The 18916-nt window shown below is 39.0% G+C and carries 18 protein-coding genes; 4 read left to right on the plus strand and 14 right to left on the minus strand.

Translation table 11 applies throughout. The annotated features are described in order from the left end of the window. Nucleotides 1-85: 85 nt before the first annotated feature. The 6 genes from ACSYTE_RS07770 to ACSYTE_RS07795 form a co-directional block, all read right to left on the minus strand. Nucleotides 86-2215 carry an AAA family ATPase gene (locus ACSYTE_RS07770; protein WP_491717486.1) on the minus strand — a complete coding sequence of 710 codons (2130 nt, stop codon included), beginning with the start codon at nucleotides 2213-2215 and terminating at the stop codon, nucleotides 86-88. 65 nt (nucleotides 2216-2280) lie between these two features. Further along, nucleotides 2281-2505, minus strand: a complete 225-nt coding sequence (locus ACSYTE_RS07775) for a transcriptional regulator (protein WP_491717487.1) — start codon at nucleotides 2503-2505, stop codon at nucleotides 2281-2283. 555 nt (nucleotides 2506-3060) lie between these two features. Further along, on the minus strand, nucleotides 3061-3438 hold the full coding sequence (locus ACSYTE_RS07780; protein WP_491717488.1) for a hypothetical protein: 378 nt from the start codon (nucleotides 3436-3438) through the stop codon (nucleotides 3061-3063). A 13-nt stretch (nucleotides 3439-3451) separates the two neighbouring features. Then, a complete protein-coding gene (locus ACSYTE_RS07785) occupies nucleotides 3452-4750 on the minus strand; it encodes a Y-family DNA polymerase (protein WP_491717489.1) in 1299 nt (432 codons plus the stop codon). A gap of 99 nt (nucleotides 4751-4849) precedes the next feature. Next, on the minus strand, nucleotides 4850-5137 hold the full coding sequence (locus ACSYTE_RS07790; protein ID WP_491717490.1) for a putative quinol monooxygenase: 288 nt from the start codon (nucleotides 5135-5137) through the stop codon (nucleotides 4850-4852). A gap of 87 nt (nucleotides 5138-5224) precedes the next feature. After that, nucleotides 5225-6955 (minus strand): glycosyltransferase family 2 protein, encoded by a 1731-nt coding sequence (locus ACSYTE_RS07795; RefSeq protein WP_491717491.1) that lies wholly within the window; start codon nucleotides 6953-6955, stop codon nucleotides 5225-5227. 262 nt (nucleotides 6956-7217) lie between these two features. Between ACSYTE_RS07795 and ACSYTE_RS07800 the strand changes: the two genes are divergently transcribed. Continuing rightward, nucleotides 7218-7625, plus strand: coding sequence for a MerR family transcriptional regulator (locus tag ACSYTE_RS07800; protein ID WP_491717492.1), 408 nt, complete (start codon nucleotides 7218-7220; stop codon nucleotides 7623-7625). A gap of 78 nt (nucleotides 7626-7703) precedes the next feature. On the opposite strand, the gene ACSYTE_RS07805 is transcribed toward ACSYTE_RS07800, so the two are convergent. The 3 genes from ACSYTE_RS07805 to ACSYTE_RS07815 form a co-directional block, all read right to left on the minus strand. Next, the gene (locus tag ACSYTE_RS07805; protein ID WP_491717493.1) at nucleotides 7704-9074 is read right to left on the minus strand and encodes a pectate lyase family protein; all 1371 of its coding nucleotides are present in this window, start codon (nucleotides 9072-9074) and stop codon (nucleotides 7704-7706) included. A 110-nt stretch (nucleotides 9075-9184) separates the two neighbouring features. Further along, complete coding sequence (locus tag ACSYTE_RS07810; RefSeq protein ID WP_491717494.1) at nucleotides 9185-9784, minus strand: NAD(P)H-binding protein; 600 nt, start codon at nucleotides 9782-9784, stop codon at nucleotides 9185-9187. A gap of 53 nt (nucleotides 9785-9837) precedes the next feature. Further along, complete coding sequence (locus ACSYTE_RS07815) at nucleotides 9838-11166, minus strand: MFS transporter (RefSeq protein WP_491717495.1); 1329 nt, start codon at nucleotides 11164-11166, stop codon at nucleotides 9838-9840. A gap of 148 nt (nucleotides 11167-11314) precedes the next feature. On the opposite strand from ACSYTE_RS07815, the gene ACSYTE_RS07820 reads away from it, so the two are divergent. From ACSYTE_RS07820 to ACSYTE_RS07830, 3 genes are all read left to right on the plus strand, one after another. After that, nucleotides 11315-11701 (plus strand): MerR family transcriptional regulator, encoded by a 387-nt coding sequence (locus tag ACSYTE_RS07820; protein ID WP_491717496.1) that lies wholly within the window; start codon nucleotides 11315-11317, stop codon nucleotides 11699-11701. Nucleotides 11702-11780: 79 nt separating this feature from the next. After that, a complete protein-coding gene (locus ACSYTE_RS07825) occupies nucleotides 11781-12200 on the plus strand; it encodes a flavodoxin family protein (protein WP_491717497.1) in 420 nt (139 codons plus the stop codon). A gap of 17 nt (nucleotides 12201-12217) precedes the next feature. After that, on the plus strand, nucleotides 12218-13069 hold the full coding sequence (locus ACSYTE_RS07830; RefSeq protein WP_491717498.1) for an aldo/keto reductase: 852 nt from the start codon (nucleotides 12218-12220) through the stop codon (nucleotides 13067-13069). A gap of 41 nt (nucleotides 13070-13110) precedes the next feature. Here ACSYTE_RS07830 and ACSYTE_RS07835 read toward each other — a convergent pair whose 3' ends face one another. The 5 genes from ACSYTE_RS07835 to ACSYTE_RS07855 all read right to left on the minus strand — a co-directional run bounded on the left by ACSYTE_RS07835 (nucleotide 13111) and on the right by ACSYTE_RS07855 (nucleotide 18876). Next, on the minus strand, nucleotides 13111-13989 hold the full coding sequence (locus ACSYTE_RS07835; protein ID WP_491717499.1) for a DMT family transporter: 879 nt from the start codon (nucleotides 13987-13989) through the stop codon (nucleotides 13111-13113). 205 nt (nucleotides 13990-14194) lie between these two features. Then, nucleotides 14195-14956, minus strand: coding sequence for an SDR family oxidoreductase (locus tag ACSYTE_RS07840; protein WP_491717500.1), 762 nt, complete (start codon nucleotides 14954-14956; stop codon nucleotides 14195-14197). Between the two features lie 14 nt (nucleotides 14957-14970). Then, nucleotides 14971-16443 (minus strand): acyl-CoA reductase, encoded by a 1473-nt coding sequence (locus ACSYTE_RS07845; RefSeq protein WP_491717501.1) that lies wholly within the window; start codon nucleotides 16441-16443, stop codon nucleotides 14971-14973. Continuing rightward, on the minus strand, nucleotides 16436-17569 hold the full coding sequence (locus tag ACSYTE_RS07850) for a LuxE/PaaK family acyltransferase (protein WP_491717502.1): 1134 nt from the start codon (nucleotides 17567-17569) through the stop codon (nucleotides 16436-16438). The genes ACSYTE_RS07845 and ACSYTE_RS07850 overlap by 8 nt, the downstream gene beginning before the upstream one ends. Nucleotides 17570-17571: 2 nt before the next feature. Then, nucleotides 17572-18876 (minus strand): uracil-xanthine permease family protein, encoded by a 1305-nt coding sequence (locus tag ACSYTE_RS07855; protein WP_491717503.1) that lies wholly within the window; start codon nucleotides 18874-18876, stop codon nucleotides 17572-17574. Nucleotides 18877-18916: the final 40 nt, after the last annotated feature.

Here is an 18916-nt window from a genome sequence, read left to right on the forward strand (position 1 = left end):
TTACATTTTAATTAAAAATGCGCAGTAGTATGTAAAAAAAGGTACTGACTAACAGTCAGTACCTTTTAAAATAATTAAATCTTAATTACTTATTATTCTTATCAGTTGATTTCTTAGGTTGGGCATCAGTTCTTTCACTGATAACTAGCTTACCATCTTTAACGGATGCAAGTAGGTGTTTAACATCAATGTGATCAAGATAAAAATCAGTAATGTTATCCCTAATTTGTTGTTCAACGACCCGCCGAAGTGGACGTGCACCCATCGCTTCATCATAACCATGTTCAATTAATAGATTCTTAGCATCGTCGGTAACATGGACATCCATTCCCTTCTTAGCCAAGGTCTTATTAACATCATCTAGCATTAAGTTAACGATCTTCTTCAAGTCTTCCTTAGTTAAGTGTGAGAACTCAACGATAGCATTAAATCTATTCAAGAACTCTGGTCTGAAGTAAGGTGCTAACTTCTTTAAGATGTCATCATCCTTTTGCTTATCACCAGTAAGTTGTTCATTTCCGAATCCAGCATTAGAAGTAGCAATGATAACGGTATTCTTAAAGTTAACGGTGTTTCCCTGCGCATCAGTCAAACGCCCATCGTCTAGTACTTGAAGTAAGAGCGTCAAGACCTGTGGATTAGCCTTTTCAATTTCATCTAATAATACGATGGAATAAGGATTTCTCCGTACCTTTTCGGTCAAAGTATTATTATTGTCATTGTAACCAACGTACCCAGCACTAGCACCGATCAATTTTGAAACAGCGGTAGTGTCAGAGTATTCAGACATGTCCAATCTAATGATTGCACCCTTATTTCCGAACATGTCTAAAGCTAATTGCTTTGCTAATTCAGTCTTACCAACACCAGTAGGCCCAACGAATAAGAAACTACCAATTGGCCGATTGCCTTCGTCAAATCCAGCCCGATTCCGCCGAATCGCACGAGCAACATCTTCAACGGCTTCATCTTGGCCAATGACCTTACCACGAAGTCTAGAATCCATTGTCTTTAATCTTTCAATGTCGCTTGAACCCATCTTAGCAACTGGAATCCCCGTTAATCTTTCAACAGATTTAGCAACATCATCGACACTAGCGGTAACCTTCTTTTCATCACTACTATTATCTAGTTGTTCCTTCAAAGATTCAATCTTATTTTGATGTTTCAATGCATCTTCATAGTCTTCCTTATCAGCAGCAGCTTGTTTAGCGGTGGTTTCCTTCTTGATATCTGCTTCAATTTGCTTTTGATCAACCACTGGGTGTTGAGCAGCTAAATGAGCAGCAGTCATATCAATTAAATCAATCGCCTTATCTGGTAAGTGTCTTTGTGGGATGTATTGATTAGAAAAGTCAATCGCAGCCTTTAAAACCTTATCTGGTAGTTCAACATTGTGGTGCTTTTCGTATAGTGGACGAATTCCTTCCAAAATTCTGAAAGTGATTTCATCTGAAGGTGCCTTAACTTGTACTTCATTAAACCGACGTGCTAAAGCTGCATCCTTCATGATTGTGTTTCTATATTCATCTTGAGTCGTTGCCCCAATAATAGAGATTTCACCACGAGATAAAGCTGGTTTAATAATATCAGCTAAGCCCTTCGACCCACTTTCATCTCCAGCATTTCCGGCTCCTAAAATTTGATGGATTTCATCAAAGAATAGGATGACATTACCCCTTGCCTTAACTTCTTTGATTAGGTTTTGAATGTTTTGTTCAAAACTACCACGGTATTGAGTTCCCGCCTCAAGGCCAGAAATATCAATACTAATAATTTCCTTATTTTTAATTGCAGCAGGGACATCACCCTTAACAATTGATTGAGCTAATCCTTCAACCACCGCAGTTTTACCAACTCCTGCATCACCAACTAGTACAGGGTTATTTTTAATTCTACGTGAAAGTACTTCAGCAGTTTCTTGAATTTCTTTTTCACGACCAATAACAGGATCTAATTTCTTGTCACGAGCTTCTTGAGTTAAGTTAGTTCCTAATTTATCAAGGATACTTCCCTTAGAATCTTTACCACCTTGTTGTGGTTGTTGACCTAGTTGACCGCTTTTTTGTAATTCCGCGAATTGTTCAGGAGTTAATTCCTGTCCATTAACTGAGTAACGGCGTTGTACATCACCATCATTATGATTGTTAAAAAATTGATTGAAAATATCGTCAAATCCATCATTTGAGAATGGATCATTTGAAAATCTAGCCATAAAAACATTCCTCATTTCATATAAAATTAATTTTTAATTTAAATTTACAATGTTTTAATTGCTGATTACATTTTCAGATAACTTTCCTCAAGAATTTTGAGAACTTGCCACATCTTTAGGTGCTGAACGCTAGCGATTGCATTCAAGTCTCTAATATTTATAGAAGTTGCACTTGATTGATGCTTATTAAATGATTTATGCAGTGTTGTGTATCCATAGCCGGACTCTTTTGCAACCCGGTAAATTGATAGTTTATTATCGTCTAGATATGCTTTGATATTTATTTTCATAATTATCCGCCTCGATTCGACTATACAATAACATATTTCACACATAACACAAGTGTAAATCAGCAATTATTAAATTTTTTCTCGTAAATTGATTATATTTTTTATTAGCTTTTGTTTATAATTAATTTACATATACTAATATATCACTTATTTCGTATAACACAAATATAAAGCTCATAAAAATGATTTTTTTTAATAAAAAAACAGTCTTCAAATTAAAGACTGTCATATTAGGCTATTTAACGTAATTCATTTTTAAATATTTAACAAGTGACACGATAAAGATGATTATTAATACAACTGCAAAAAATAATGACACCCACATTTTCAAAACATTCTCCGATGGAGTCCCAATATTTTGGGACACTAAATCACCTGGGTATAGATGCTTTAGATAATAATAGTTCTTGTAATCCACCCTTGCAGTAAAAAATAAAAATAAAGATACAAAGGGTGAAATCAGTGCTATTGACAATAGTATATACCTTCTCATCGAAATTCACCTCTCTTTGAATTAATCCGCTTATCTAATTGTAAACCAAATTCAAAAAAGTATCACATATTTAAACTAGTCCTAATATTGCGAATTAGTTCTAATGCAAAAGATTCAATTCCGTTATTAGTATGGATAAACAATTGTTCAGACTGAACTCCCTTGATTTGACCCCGAAATTCAAAGGGGGAACTATTCTCTATGGAGTTAACTTGAATGATTACTAATAAGTGTTCATCAATCGATTTTATAATCAAGTCTCGAATAACATTAATTGATTGTTGACGACGAGTTACCAATGCATTTGAATGCTTTTCATTTTCAATATAGGCAGTATGGTCACTCAACATAAACCCCTGCCATTTCATCATCCCTCGATCATGAAAATCATTATCAATAAACTTTTGCGCTACTTCATCACTTACTGGATGCTTAATCATTTAATACTCCTTCCTACTTAAAAGCATTACCACCATTATGACCACCTACTAGTTTACTTCTTGATTTTCGAGTAGCTCCCCGTTTTAAATCATAGGGATGCATAATTGAATTCACTCCAAATTTATCCCGAATATCATCAACTACCCTTTCTAAGTCATGGTGCTTAACCTGCGAATCTAGTGAATCGAATAGGTTCATTTGTTCACTAAATCCATCAACTAACCCACCATAATTAATTGCAATATTCCGAACACTTTCACCATTCCAATACTTATCAAACATTCGTAATAAATAACCAATTAATTCATTAGTATTGTCAGTCACATCAATTTTTTGAGAATGCGCAAACCCAGTCCCTAATCCATCTGCTTGGGCGGCATAACTAAATCCTACGTGTAGATAAACCCTGGTTGCCTGTTTCTTTTGATGACGTAATCTGGATGCAACTTGCTCCCCAATTTCCTTAATTACAACCTTGATGTCTTCGGAGCGATGATAATCGTGAGCTAAAACTTGTGAATTTCCAACACTACTAGCCTTTGTTTTTACTATTTGATCTAATTGGGCTCGATCAATTCCGTTAGCCAATGCAAATAGCTGTCCTCCGAGCACACCAAATTCTTGTTGTAAGTAATATGGATCCGTGTGTGCTAGTTCATACATCGACTCAATTCCAATATCATTTAAATGCTTAGCAGTTCTTTTGCCAATGCTCCACACAGAACTTAATTGTTTAATCGGCCAAATCATTTGACCAAATGTTTCATAACTCAACTCACCAATCATTTCATAATCATGCTTTGCCAAAATGTCCAATGCCAACTTAGCCTGCATTGGATTTTCACCAATCCCAACGGTGGTATAGAGTCCCAATTCAGCCTTAACCGCTAACTGAATTCGTCTAGCAACTTCTTGATGGGTCTTGCCAAATAAGTGCCATGACTTAGTCATATCAATAATAGACTCATCGATCGAATAGGGGTAAACGTCTGGTTCTGCTGCAAATCGCTGAAAGATATTATTCACCGCCAGATTTTTTTCGATATATAAATTCATCCGTGGGGGAACGATAATCATTCGACTATCATGGGGTAAATCACGTTTACGATCCACATTTTTAAGGTGATATAGTTTTTTAGCCATTGGAGACGTTGCTAAAATTAATCCACCATTGGTATTATCATTTTCTGATAACACCACTAATATTGATTTCATTGGATTTAAGCCCAATTTAACACTCTCAACGCTCGCATAGAATGATTTATTATCAATTACCATAAAAACACCATGCGGTTCTTTGCTGTAGTCCATCGCTTTCCCCTCCTTTCATCCATATTATACGAACAAATGTTCTTAAACGCAATCAAAATTAAAACGGCCGCCATAAAAAGCTGGCGACCGTTGAAATTTTTATTGTTGTGAATTTAAAAATAATAATTCTGGTTGTTTGGTAACATATTCTGCAATATGATCCTTAAAGTTAATTAAATGGGGCGTCTTCAAATGAGAATCCAAGCTCGCTTGATCTTGCCAGTGTTCCAAAATTAAATACTGATTCTCATCATTTTGATCTTGATAATGCCCATAGGCTAAATTACCTGCATCATTTAATGACTTGGTAACCAAATCATTAATAAAGGCTAGGTATTCAGCACGCTTAGCGGGATCAATCGTAATTCTAACGTTTACAACAATCATTAATCTTCATCTCCTCAAATCCATTTTATCATAATTCAATATTCATTAATCAAAATTACCATTAAGCGCTCAATTGAAACCCTTTAACTACGTTGTCCAAGGGACCGCTTTCTTGCTTCCATCAGTCAATGCATCATGGTTAGCACGTGTTAAAAGTGCCATTTTCTTTTTATCATCATTATTTTGGTAATTAGACTTCATTGTCATAATAAAACCCAAACAACCTGGCAAAAAGGATAGTAACACCCACGAACTACTTGAACACAGAATGCTAGCTAAGATGGTGATAATCGAAAATATCATTCCCGAACCGTTTAATTTTAATGCATCCCAAAGTGTAAATCGTTCATTTTCCTTAGGGGTTACGTTAAACTTTGCGGGTTTCCCAATCAATGCTAAATAGGTGCACCGCACGGTAAGATAATACATTGATCCATATAGTAGTGCAGTTTGAAATTCATAATTAACAACCTTGGATAACTTCATTCCCATTTGTAATTCAAAAATCGCATCGGGTAACATCTGACTAAAATAACAAACTAGTGTTGGAACTACCATAAACGATTGGTACCCCATTTGCGCATGGCCTAGTGGTAGGATAATACTACATAAAATCAAACTAATGTATTCAAAAGCGAAAATCGGCGTTGACAAAGTAAAGGTTAATAAATCTAATTTCTGACGCCTCGTAAAAAGTTTAGTCTTCCATAGTCGCATCCCATAGACCCGCATGAATTGGAAATTAGCAGAACAAAACTTACTGGATCTAACCATTAATGCGGCCGAATTTACTGGGAACTCTTCATTCCCATAAAGCGCAATCGCAAATTCAATGTCCCATCCCTTAAGCAACACCTCAAAAGACGTACATAGATCCTCTGCCACCATGAATGGCATTTTACCAATATCATCAAAGCATTCTCGACTAAACATCACACCATGACCCAGTTCGATACAAACGGTATCACCATTTTTAACTATTTTTGGTTGCCGCTTTTTACTTTGAATATTAGTGGTTCTCACTCCTGAATATAGGCTTCGAACCGTATTCTGAACGGGCCAAAAAGTATTTCCAGAGTTAGAAAACATTCGCATAAAGCTATTTTCATTCCGTCCACTAATGTGATTAGCCTGCAGAACCCCCAAATTGGGATTGTACAAAAAATACTTAAGCGCCTTTTCTACAAAGGTGGGTTCCAGTAATTCATCACTGTCTAAAATCACGAAATAATCATAAGTCCCCTTCCCCTCATTGCAAAGATAGTTATCCAAGTTACCAGCTTTAGCATGGTAATTAGGAACATCACGGACCCATTTAACATACGGATGAACCTTAACGAATTGAGCGATTTCATCAATGTATTTTTGCTCAGTCGAATTATCCAAAATGACCGCCTGAACATTTTCATAGGTCTGTTGTAGGCATTGATTCAAAGCATATGGAATAAAATCATTATAAGTCGTGTATAATAACTGGACCCGTGGGTTAAAACCACTCGGAAATGGTTTTGACTGAATATACTTTTCGCGATCGACCGCAAACCTTTTCACCCGCATGTAAAATAGAGGTAAAAATAAATTAGACAAACCATAATAAAAGAAAATCGCCACAAATATTTGATTCAGAATTAATAACATTGCCATTATGGGTTTATGGCTCTTAAAATTAGGAATGATTCCGTCTAAAATGGTGTAGTATTCAAAAACCGTCATTATTAATAACCATGAAGTCATAATGGTCCAATATAACTTACCGCTTAAATCTTCATAACTAATCCGTTTAAAGTTTAATTTAACGGGTAAATGTGCCTCATTCAAAGAAAGCACCTCCTCCAATCATTAATATAAATATTTGAATTCGGTGATTATTATTTTATGTAGTATATAATCATGCTGAACCATCAAACTAAAAATTACTATTATAATTTTAATCATTTATGCTAACACTGTTAAATAATTAGCCTTTATTATTTATTTTTATTATTGGTTCAATCACGCACTTTAAAGTATTCATTGTTTTTAAGTTGACTTAAAGTTAGGTTTAAAGAGTATTATTGACAATAAAGAAAGGAAGCAGATTATGAATATTAAACAAGTAAGTGAAATTACTAAGGTGCCAGCATCGACCATTCGTTATTATGAAAAGGAGCATATCATTCCATCAGTTGAGCGAAATCATTCAGGAGTTCGTAACTTTGATGAACACTTAATTCGACGCATCAACTTTGCAAAAACAATGCGGGCCGCTGGAATGGAAATTGATACTTTAAAGCATTATATTTACCTATTCGACCAAGTCCAAGATAGTGAGCAAGAACAGCTTAATCTATTAAAGCAACAAAAAGAGATTATGGAAGAAAAACGGGATGACATTCAAGCAGCCATTGATCACCTAACATATAAAATCAGTCATTTTGATGATCATATGCTTGAGGCCGAAAAAGAGCTTCGGGAATTAGAGAGAAACAGCAATTCTAAAGACAAATAAGTTTAGGACTATAAAATCAAAAATAACGGGGCTTAGGAATTCCTAAGCTCCGTTATTTTGATTTAATATTAATCCTTATTATTTACTAGTTCCACTATTGTTCAAAACGTTATTTTTAACTTGATCTGTACTAATTGCAGTCACATTATCATTAACAGCACTATCATTCCCCTGCGTCGTAGCAAGAGTTTGGCCGTTAAAGACGTTCCCAATACTAGTTAAATTATTACCACCGTCATTTTCAACAAAGTGATGACTTTCAATTCCACTAGCATCAACCACATTATTGCGGGCTAGAATTGTGGACTTATATCCAGAACCAATGGCATAACTAAACTTATAAGCACTGGAACCATCATTTTGATAGTAATTATTAACAACGTCCACTACTCCATATCTTACCCGTGGCATTCTTTGGATATCGTTCAAGAAGTAATTATCAGCAATCGTTACATGGAGCTTGCCACTATCGCTGGTATCGCTGTCTGAACTACCGATCAACATCGTCTTATCGTGATCAGCGAAGATATTGTAGTTCGCAGTCACATAATCTGAACCATCGGTAATGTCAACCAAGCCGTCATGTTGTTGGTATTGCCGCCCATAGTAAGTAGCGGCAGTCGCATCGGAAGTACTGCCATCTTCAAAATGATCATGGGTCAACCAAACATTGGTGGCACCCTTCAAAGAAACGGCGTCATATTGAGAATTCCAATTTCCAGTGCTTCCATCAGTTGGATCCCATTGAGGGAAGAAGTCAACTGGCGCAATCATGTGTAGATTTTGGAGGATTACATTGTTACTTTCGACCATGAAATTGATGTTTGAAAGTGTGACCCCATTCGCACCAATAATCGTAGTGTCGCTAGGAACAGCTACCTTAACGTTTTTGCCCTGATTATCTTCGGCCTTTTGGCGGGCTTGTTCTTGGGTCCCTGATGGCTTGGTCTTTCCATAAGTAGCTGGATTATAAGCAGTTAGGTAAGCATTTAAGTCATAGCCCGTTCCTTGAGCATAACTAGCTTCTGTATTGCCACTATTCCCGTCAATATTGCTATCAATATAGACTTTTCTAGGGCCACTAACCTTAGATGACAAGGCTGATCTTAGTTGTTGCATATTACTTACGTGAAATGTATTGGCACTCGTTGCATTTGAACCCCCAGTAGCCTTAGATCCGTAGCCCACTGCACCCGAAACGGTATTTACATTTTGATTATTTTGTCCTTGTGCTTGCTTTTGGCTTTTTTTATTGGTTTGTTTATTCTGACTAGATTTATGCTTATTTTCCTTACTCTTATTAGCATGGTGCTCCTGTTTCTTACTGTGCTTTACTTTGACTGAATGATGATGCACCGTTTTGGCGTTCGTTAAAATTGGTTGAACACTGAAACCACCTAAGACGAGTGCTGAAAATAGCACCGTCATTTTTTTGGAAAATTTTTGCATAAATTTATCGCTCCCTAACTTTATTGTTTTATTACCGCTACAAATATACGCCCAATCAATAACAAAATAAAGGGGTTCGAGCAAAATAAATTCGCTGGAACCCCTTTAGATTAAGGCCTATTGATGCCGATACTAGTCCTTGCGTATAATTCATAATCATCAAGCAATCGCTTTACTAAATCAGCAATTGCATTTCTAGAAACGTCGTGACCACCAAATGGTTGGTCTTGAGCCGTTACTTCATAGTTATCGGGACCATTATCGAACCAGCCCGGCCGAATGACGGTGTAATTCAAGCCACTGGCAGCAACGATATCAGCAGCATCGCGATATTGTTGCAAAAACGGATTGTGCTTTAAATTCCCATTTGCCCCAACGGATGCCGGAATTTCGTTATAGATGCCCATCGAACTAATAAAAATCAATTTGGCAAGCCGCGCCTTTTTAGCTGCTGTCACTACTGCAGTTGCTAGCTTTGCCATCTGACCACTTAGCGCCACGAAAGCAGCATCTTGATCCTTGAATGCCGATTCTAAATCAGTGGCGTTCAAGACATCGCCATCGACTAGCCTAACATTACTAGCAGCTAGCTTTAAGCTTGAAGCAGAACGCGCAAACAGCGTCAGTTGATAATCATCATTATTAATTAATTGATTCGTTAGTGTCCGACCTAGTGAACCCGTTGCACCAACAATTAGTATCTTTTTCACTTTATCACCTCATTAACCACATTATAGGCGTTAAAGTGAACTTTAAGTCAACTTTAACGCGCTACTTTTTTAACGAAAATAGCTGCAATTAAAGTTAAAATTCCAATCAAACTAATCATTACAAACTCATGGTGATATTGTGCAATCGGAGTCGATAAACTCGTTGATAACGCTACCACCAATGATAAGATCACAGATGAACCTAGTTGGTGAAAGACATTGACCGCACTCGAAGCTGCACCAGCAATTTCATCATCAGCATGGGCCACCCCCGCAGATGTTAACGGACCAAATGCTAGTCCTTGACCGATTCCAAAAATAACCATTGGAACGGCAATTCCTAACCAGTAGCCGTGTTGTAAGCCAATTAACAGTTGTAAAATGACCCCGCAAACGGTAATCGTGACTCCAATCAATAACAAGGTGCTATTAGCAACGTTTTCTGACAACTTGGATTGAAACAACCCAGCGATAAATTGCGGAATCGTTTCGGGCATAAACGCCAGTGCCGACATTAATGGCGTGTAGCCGTACACTTGTTGAAGCGTTTGCGGCACCAAGAAGAAATAAGCAATGGCGATCCCTGCAAATAAAAAGCGGGCGGTATAGGCCCATCTTCTTTCAGGATCTTGGAAGAGTTTAAATGGTAGTAATGGATTGGCCCTACGCTTTTCTACGATGCCAAACATTGCTAATACTACGATTGCAAAAACAAATGCCAAGAGGCGATAACTAGCCCCGTTAATGCTATAAACTAACAAGAATAGCCCAATTACGGATAGGAATGAGCCTAAGTAATCTAAGTGCGCTTTCCTAGTGGTGCTGCTTGGTAGAAAAATAACGGATAAAATAATGAGCGCGATTCCAATTGGCACGTTGATGTAAAAGCCCCAGCGCCATGAAATATACGTCGTAATTACCCCACCAACAATAATTCCAATACTAGCACCAATTCCAGCAGTCACTCCGTAATAAGAGATTGCTTTTTGGCGTGTCTCCCCCTGATAGCTATCCAACAGCAACGCAAGCGTTGTCGGTGCTAAAATTGCAGAACCGATTCCTTGAAAGGCACGCATTAAAATAATCATTGGTCCAGAAGTGGCGCTGCCGACTAGTAACGACCCGAGGGTAAAAATTGCAATCCCGATAATAAGGAGTAACTTCCGACCGTACAAATCACCTAACCGACCGCCCAACAGTAGCAAACTCCCAAACATCAATGCGTAGATGTTAGTGATCCAGCTCACATCGGCCTTAGTCATATTTAAATCAGTAGCGATTTTGACCGTACTTGTAAACACCACTGAATTATCAAGTAAAATTAAAAAGTAGCTAATCAATATAATTGGCAAAGTGATGCCAAATTTGCTTTTCGTTTTCATTATCATTGTCCTCCATCAATTAAGTATGTGGACATTTTAAACCTTAAAGTCTGCTTGAATGCAAGCACTAATTTTTAATTTCAAATCCTTGCATTCAAGTTCACTTTAAGGAATAAAATAAGATTAAAACTTAATTGAGGTGTTATGAATGAACATAAACGAGGTTAGTAAAAAGTACCATGTTGATAAGGCGACGATTCGGTTCTGGGAAAAAGAACAGGTAATGCCACCCGTACCACGAGATCAAAATGGTTACCGTAATTTCACACAATTCAATGAAGAATGGATTCACTTTATTATTGCATTAAGAAGGGCGGACATTTCGATCCCGACGCTAAAGCAATACACCAGCTTGATCCTTAAGGGTGATAGCTCGATCGAAAAACGCAAGGCCATCCTAAAAGCCCAAGAGGACAAAATCAACCAACAAATTAACGAATTGACCCAAACCCGTGACTACCTACACAATAAAATTGAACGCTACGGTACCCACCTGCTGCAGTATGAAAAAAATAATTTAAAACATTTAGAGTAATTCTAAGTATAATCATTTGCATTCAAGTCGACTTAAAGGTTTAAAATAGCAACTATCCTAAATGAAAGGAGTTTTCGCAATGCATCAACTATTTATTAACGCCAGTAAGGATCCCCATGGTTTAACGGAAACGCTGGTCAAACAACAACTGCACATTAGTAATTATGAAACCGTCAACCTAGTGGATTACTTGATCTATCCGCTTGGTCAGGAACAAAGACCTGGCGATCAATTTCAGGAAATTTGCCAAAAAGTGGCGAAAGCGGATGCCATCATCGTTGGTACCCCCGTCTATTGGTCGTCAATGTCGGCGTACATGAAAATTTTAATCGACCGAATGACCCAGGTAATGGGGCCTAACAACCCGTTTGCAGGTAAAAAACTCTCACTCGTCATTGACGGGATGGAGCCTTCAGATGCCATCCCCCACATCAAACATGTCTGGGAACACGTTGCTCGACGCTTTAATATGCAATTAGTCCAAGTTGCTCACAACTAACAGGAGGAATTTTTAAAATGTCAGAAAAGCAAATTCAAAACGAAATACCAAAATTAGGGTTCGGGGTCTTCCAAGTCCCAGACCAATCAGATGCTAAGGCCGCAGTGATTGATGCCGTAAAGGCTGGCTACCGCTTAATTGATACTGCCGCTTCCTACCAAAATGAAGTTGGGGTCGGAGAAGCCATCCAGGAAGTTATCGATGCTGGATTGGTTACCCGCGATGAGTTATTCATTACCACCAAACTATGGGTATCAGACGTTACCGTTGACCGCGCGGCCGGTGCGATTGATAAATCCCTGCAGAAGTTAAACCTCGACTACCTCGACTTACTATTGATCCACCAACCATACAACGATGTCTTTGCTGCTTGGCGGGCAATGGAAGATGCTCAAAAGGCTGGTAAGGTCAGATATATCGGGGTTTCGAACTTTGATAACGCCCAGATTACCAATTTAATCGAATTCAATGATGTGAAGCCGGCCGCCAACCAAGTTGAAGTTAACCCGTTCTTCCAAAATAATGATCAAGTGACATTCTTACAATCCGAGGGTATTCAAGTTGAAGCGTGGGCCCCATTTGCTGAAGGCCGCAACCACCTCTTTGAAAACCCCGTTTTGCAATCAATCGGGGCTGCCCACGATAAATCAGTCGGGCAGGTCGTCTTAAGATGGCTATTCCAAAGAAACATCATCCCATTGGCTAAGTCAGTTAAACCCAGTCGGATGGCTGAAAACATCAACGTCTTAGACTTTGAATTGAGTAATGATGAAATGGATCAAATTAAGCAATTAGATACCAACGTGAGTCAATTCTTTGACCACGCCGATCCAGAACAAATTAGAAGAATCGCTAGTTTTAAGCGCTAATTAAAAAGCAGTTGCCGATGTTAAGTTGGCAACTGCTTTTATTATTCTGCTAATTCAGATTGACTATTTTGTTGCTTAAGAAATAAAAAGACCCCGATGATAACGATGATGCCACCAAGCACTTGAATGAGCGTTATCCGCTCGCCTAAAAGGATCACCGCTAGGATGGTCGCCCCAACTGGCTCACCAAGGGTGCTAATTGAGATCGTAGTGGTATTAACGTAGTTCAAAAGGTAATTGTAGATGACGTGGGCAACCGTTGGGAAGATTGCTAGTGATAAAAACATTAACCAGTCAAATCGACTATACCCAACTAGTGGCACCTTGGCAATCAAATTAAAGCCGTTCAAGGCAATTCCGGCAAATAAAAAGACGATAAAACTATAAACCCAAAACGAAATCCCCTTCACCTTTGCCTGGCCAATCAACAAGTAAGTTACTAATGCAATCACACTAACGAACGCCATTAAATCACCAATTAAAGCGGTTGAATTATTGGTTCCCAAATCAGTGGAACTAACGATCACCACCCCAATAATTGATAATACGATCGTTCCAACGGTCTTTAAGTTCGTCCGTTCCTTATAAACAATGAAGCCGCCCACCAGGGCCACAATTGGTTGTAATGATAAAATAATCGTTGAACTTGTCACTGAGGTATACTTTAACGACTGAAACCACAGTCCAAAGTGCATCCCCAAAAAACTCCCCGCAATCGCTAGGTACAGCCATTGTAAGAATGATAATTTTTTTAAGTCACTGCGATGAAGCCACACGAATGGCAATAACAACAGACACGCTAAGTACATCCGATACATACTAATGACCGTTGCTGGTGCACTGGTCAGCTTCACTAGGATGGCAGCAACTGAAATGGCCACAATTGAAATTATTAATAAAAACAGATTTTTTCTGTTCATTTGATCCCTCCATTTTTAGTTTTAACCTAATCTATTATATCAAAATATCCCAAATCGTTAAAATCATGAATGGTGGAATCAGTATTGCATCTTAAAAAGCAAATTTAAATATCGTTTTGTGATCGATATGGACACATTGAAATAGTTAGACCATAAAAAAACAAGCCCAAGTAGAAAATTACTCGGGCTTGTTTTATTTAACTTTTTAATGCATTACTAAGCCACCATCAACGTATAAGCATTGACCAGTTATGTTACTAGCCAAGTTAGATGCTAAGAAAGTAGCGGTTCCTGCAATGTCCTTTGGTACTGTTAATCTGCCAGTCGGTGTCATGTTAATGATCGATTCACGAACATCATTTTGCGTTTCAATACTGGAATCAGTTGGATAGGTCAACCCGGGCGCAATCGCATTGACCAAAATTCCAAGGTTTCCAACTTCAGCAGCCAGGGATCTAGTGAAGCCCAGTAGCGCACTTTTAGCCGTAATATAGTCGTGATATGGAATCAATGGTGATTCAATTAAATTGCTGACCATATTGATAATGCGGCCACTATGGCTAATCATCGGAATCGCAGAATGGCAAATATTAAAGGACCCCTTTAGACTCCCATCAATTTGCGATTGATAATCCTGCCAATCAATTGACGCACTGGTCTTTCTGGTCTTGGGATTAAAAACGTAGTGATTCAAAGCGTTATTCACAACGATATCAACCTCATCAAATTGATCTTTAATTAACGCAAACATCGCAGCAACCGATTTAGCATCCCGAACGTCCGCTTGAATTGCGACGCCGTTGCCACCATTTGCTCTAATATCAGCTACGACCTGCTCGGCCCGTTGCTGATTATGCAAGTAGTTGATGACGACAATCGCGCCCTCTTCAGCAAACTGTTTGGCAATTGCCGCACCAATTCCACGGCTACTTCCAGTTATGACAGCCACCTTATTCTTCAGTAACATTATTTAAGTTCCCCCTACTCAACATCTGGATCGTATCGTTCTGCTAGGTCCTCTGCACTTCTTTCGATATCCACGAAATGCAGTAGGCTCAACAGGTTAAAGCCGCCATCGTGATGCCAACCAGGCTTAGCTCTAGTCATTTCACCCAGTGCTGAAATTCGATCGACCCCAATTCGGCCTAATTGATCAGCAATTTCAAAAAGGCGCGTGGGGGCTACCGCCACCCCACAACTTTGCAGAAATGAATGGTAGCCATCCAAATACTTAGTAACAGCTGCTAAGTCATCGATCTGAAAAATGTGCACCGTCCGATTTAATGGTGAATTAGCGAACCCAGGTTTCCCGTGGTATATGACCGTCCAATCGGTACTATGGTCACTACTAATTACCTCTACGGATCCATTTTGAATTTGCGTTATTTGACACTCATTGCGCAGTCGATTGATCGCAGCCGCCTCTTCATTCGTTAGTTGGGCGCGCGGCCGTTTTTGTTGATAGTCCGCCAACTCGTTGGCAATTACCCTAGCGAATAACCGCGGACTGATTGCCCCGCCGCTTTCCACAAAAATAGTTTGGGCAGAAAGACAACTTTGTTGATCATAAACGGCAACATCTTCGACGGCCTTGTGTGCGGTCTCGCGATAATATTCAGGAGTCAGCGCTTCTTTGCCGACCATTGAAAAGCTAATCTTATAGCCATAGTGTAAAAACTTCTTGTCAGTCGGCACCATTTGTCGAATACTATCGACGGCTTGATTAGAACCATAAACGATCGTCGCATCCGTATTATTGATGGCCGCTTGCTCTAATTGAGTGTTGCCCCCGTGCCATGGCAAGATTGCAGTGCATTCAGCCATGTGCGCATCAACACTAGCAATCGATTGCATGAACAGGATTGGAAACAGTGGTTCGGCAAGCGACGTTTTACCCAAATTAGCTGATTTAACTAAGAGCCCCATGACCAATGGCCACAACTGCAGCGCTGGGATGTTCCCAGAAAAGACATGAAAAATGCCGTCCGGGCCAAACGCTTTCGTGTTGCTACCGCTTCTTTGGGGATGAAATTCATCTAAAATCCCTGGTTGATCTAACTCAGTATCAACGAATCTCAAAAGCTCCTTTTTCCTAAACAACCGAACAAAGCGCTTAATTTCCAACAACACCGTTTCTGGATTATAGCCCGTAATTTTGGGAATCAATTTAATTGCCAATTTGCGCTGCTCGTATTCTGGGTGGGTCCATTTTTGCACCGCCTGATCGATTACATTAATGATCTCAGCAAGCGTTAATTTGGTTAGGTAACTATGTTGGTGGTGCTTAATTATCCGAGCAGTCTGCGCAATTTCAGCAGCGGTCAACTCAGGATAACGGAAAGAATATGTCGTATTACCATCCGAAATTGAATAGTAATTAAAATTAACTGGTTGCACCTCACGAGGAAGGCTAAACAGGTCAATCGGGATGATTTGAATGGGATCCTTAGTCAATTTGATCACCAGCTTGATTAGAAGCCAGTAGTTGGTCGACCGCGATCGAACACCCCTTAGCTTCAGCGCCCTTGACCCGGCCTAACAATTTAAAGCCTGCTTCATCTTGCACACCCATATCTTCGGTTAAGATTCCCACACAGGAATTCCAATTCGAAAGATCGTAATATGCAATTAGCCCGACCTGACCATTTTTAACCGGCGTTAATTGATCTGGATCTAAAATTTGGATCCGCACCCATGCTGGCGCAGCCTTATCGTAGTTAATTGATTGATCATGATATAAATCATAAATGTTTTGGTCATAGCATTGTGAACAAACTTCAGTCATTCCGTACATGTTAATATAGTGATCACGATCGATGCCAAACGTATCTTCGATTTCTTGCATCAACGTTTGAAATTCGACACTTCTGGACTGTCCCTTGAAACCACCAGTATCAAACAGCCGACTATCGGTTGGTAACTGGAAATGTAAATCGTTTTGCTTCAGGTAGTCTAATAAGTGAACATATGAAAAACTGGCCCCCAGTAACATTACTGGTTGATTGGCCTTAATTGATGCTTGCAAGGCCGCAATAATGCCAGCAAAATCCATTTGTGATTCATCCACATAGATTTTACTTTGCTCATCACCAAAAAATTCGACTGCCTTACTAACGTATCTGGACAGTGAAGAATTAGGGTTGATATCTTCACCTGGAAATAGACCAATGATCCGCATTTTATCATGATCAGGCATTACAAATTTCTTGAACGGAAAGCGCATCGAAGCATCCCAAGTTTTAAAAGTGGGGTGATAATTACGACTCCGATGGGTTGGATCGGTCGTTCCACTCGACATAAACACGGGTTCATCATCCGTAATCGGGGTGGCAGATAAGGTCAATCGTTTATAACCCTGAATTGGCATCAATGGAATTTCAGTCCAATCCCGCACTAACAACGGGGTCTTTCTTTGACTCTTGGCATATTTTTTAAACGGTAAGTTATTTTCAAATTGATAGTTAAATATTTTAAGCGCTAATTCGTTAAACGCACCTGCGCTTTCGTTCGCATCAGCAACTGCATATTGATCAATAAACGCTAAAACTTCTCTTTGAATTTCAACTGTTGATAGCACCATTGCTATTCCGCCTCCTGCTTTTTAAATGCTTTAGGAATTGCCACTAGGATAATGTGAAGAACAACTGAAGAAATTGCTCCTAATAAAATGTTATTAGTTAATAATGGCTTTAATGCTCCATTATAGCCAGAAGCATAAGCTGGAATCCCGATTGCAAGCATAATCGATAAACCAATAATTAAGTTATTCGTATCATTATTTTCAGCACGTTTTAAAATATTAAAACCAGTTGTAATTAACGTGGCCGCTGCTGGTAGGAACATCCCACCAATTACTGGAGCGGGAGTCAAAGATAAAAAGGCCCCTAGCTTTGGAATAAAGCCTAATACCACTAACAAACTACCAGCTAGTAGGATTGGTTTTCTAGAATGAATGCCAGTCAGCTTCATTACTCCTAAGTTTTGAGCAAATGCTGTGGTTGGGAACCCACCAATTAGTGATGACAAGATTGATCCCGCTGCTTCACCAGCAATTCCCTTTTCCATTCTCTTTTGGTCCACCTTAGTATTAGTTACATCAGCCGATGCTTCATATACTCCCAATGCCTCAATAATCGCCACACAGTAGGCAATGAAGAACGTTAAGAAGATGGTCCAATTAAACTTCAACATCCCATAAGGAAGGATGTGTGGTAAACCGAACAGTGGCTTAGAACCAACCGCTGATAGATTGATCATGCCAGTCAATCCTGCAATCAGATCACCAGCTACCAATGCAATTAAAAATGAATAGCGATGCCAAGCACCCTTTCCAAAAATCGATAAAAAGACTACGATTCCTGCGGTTACAATTGCTACGAATAAGGTCTTGGGTGATGCAAATGATGCTGCAGTCGGGTCCCCACCTAAAAATTCCGCTAGTGTAAAACTAGCTAATGAGACCCCCACTAAAAAGATAATCGTTCCAGTGATTGCTGGTCGAAGCCATTTAGTTAACTTGGACAATAAACCAGTAACCGCTAAAAAGAAGGCTAAGATCGCACTTAGTAAAATCGATCCGCCAGCTGCGGGTAACGTCCCCGTTTTTCCAGCATTGATCATCAACGCATCAAAAGCTGCGGATGGTCCCTGCACAATTGGAAGGCGAACTAACTTAGTGGCTTGAATAATCGTTACTAACCCAGATGCAATAAAAATTGCATTAACTAAATTAGTCGATAAGCTCAGTGATAACCCAGCTGTTGAAGCCACAAAAATTGGATCTAACCATACATTTGAAACAAAAATATGTTGAATACTTGCAAGAAACGTTTGCCCCCATTTTAAGTTTGCGGGATCCAAACTTTGCTTTTCCTGTTCATTATTCATGAAAACATCTCTCCTTAAGCATTTTGGCTTAATTAAACTG

This window comes from Nicoliella sp. ESL1120, assembly GCF_058508515.1.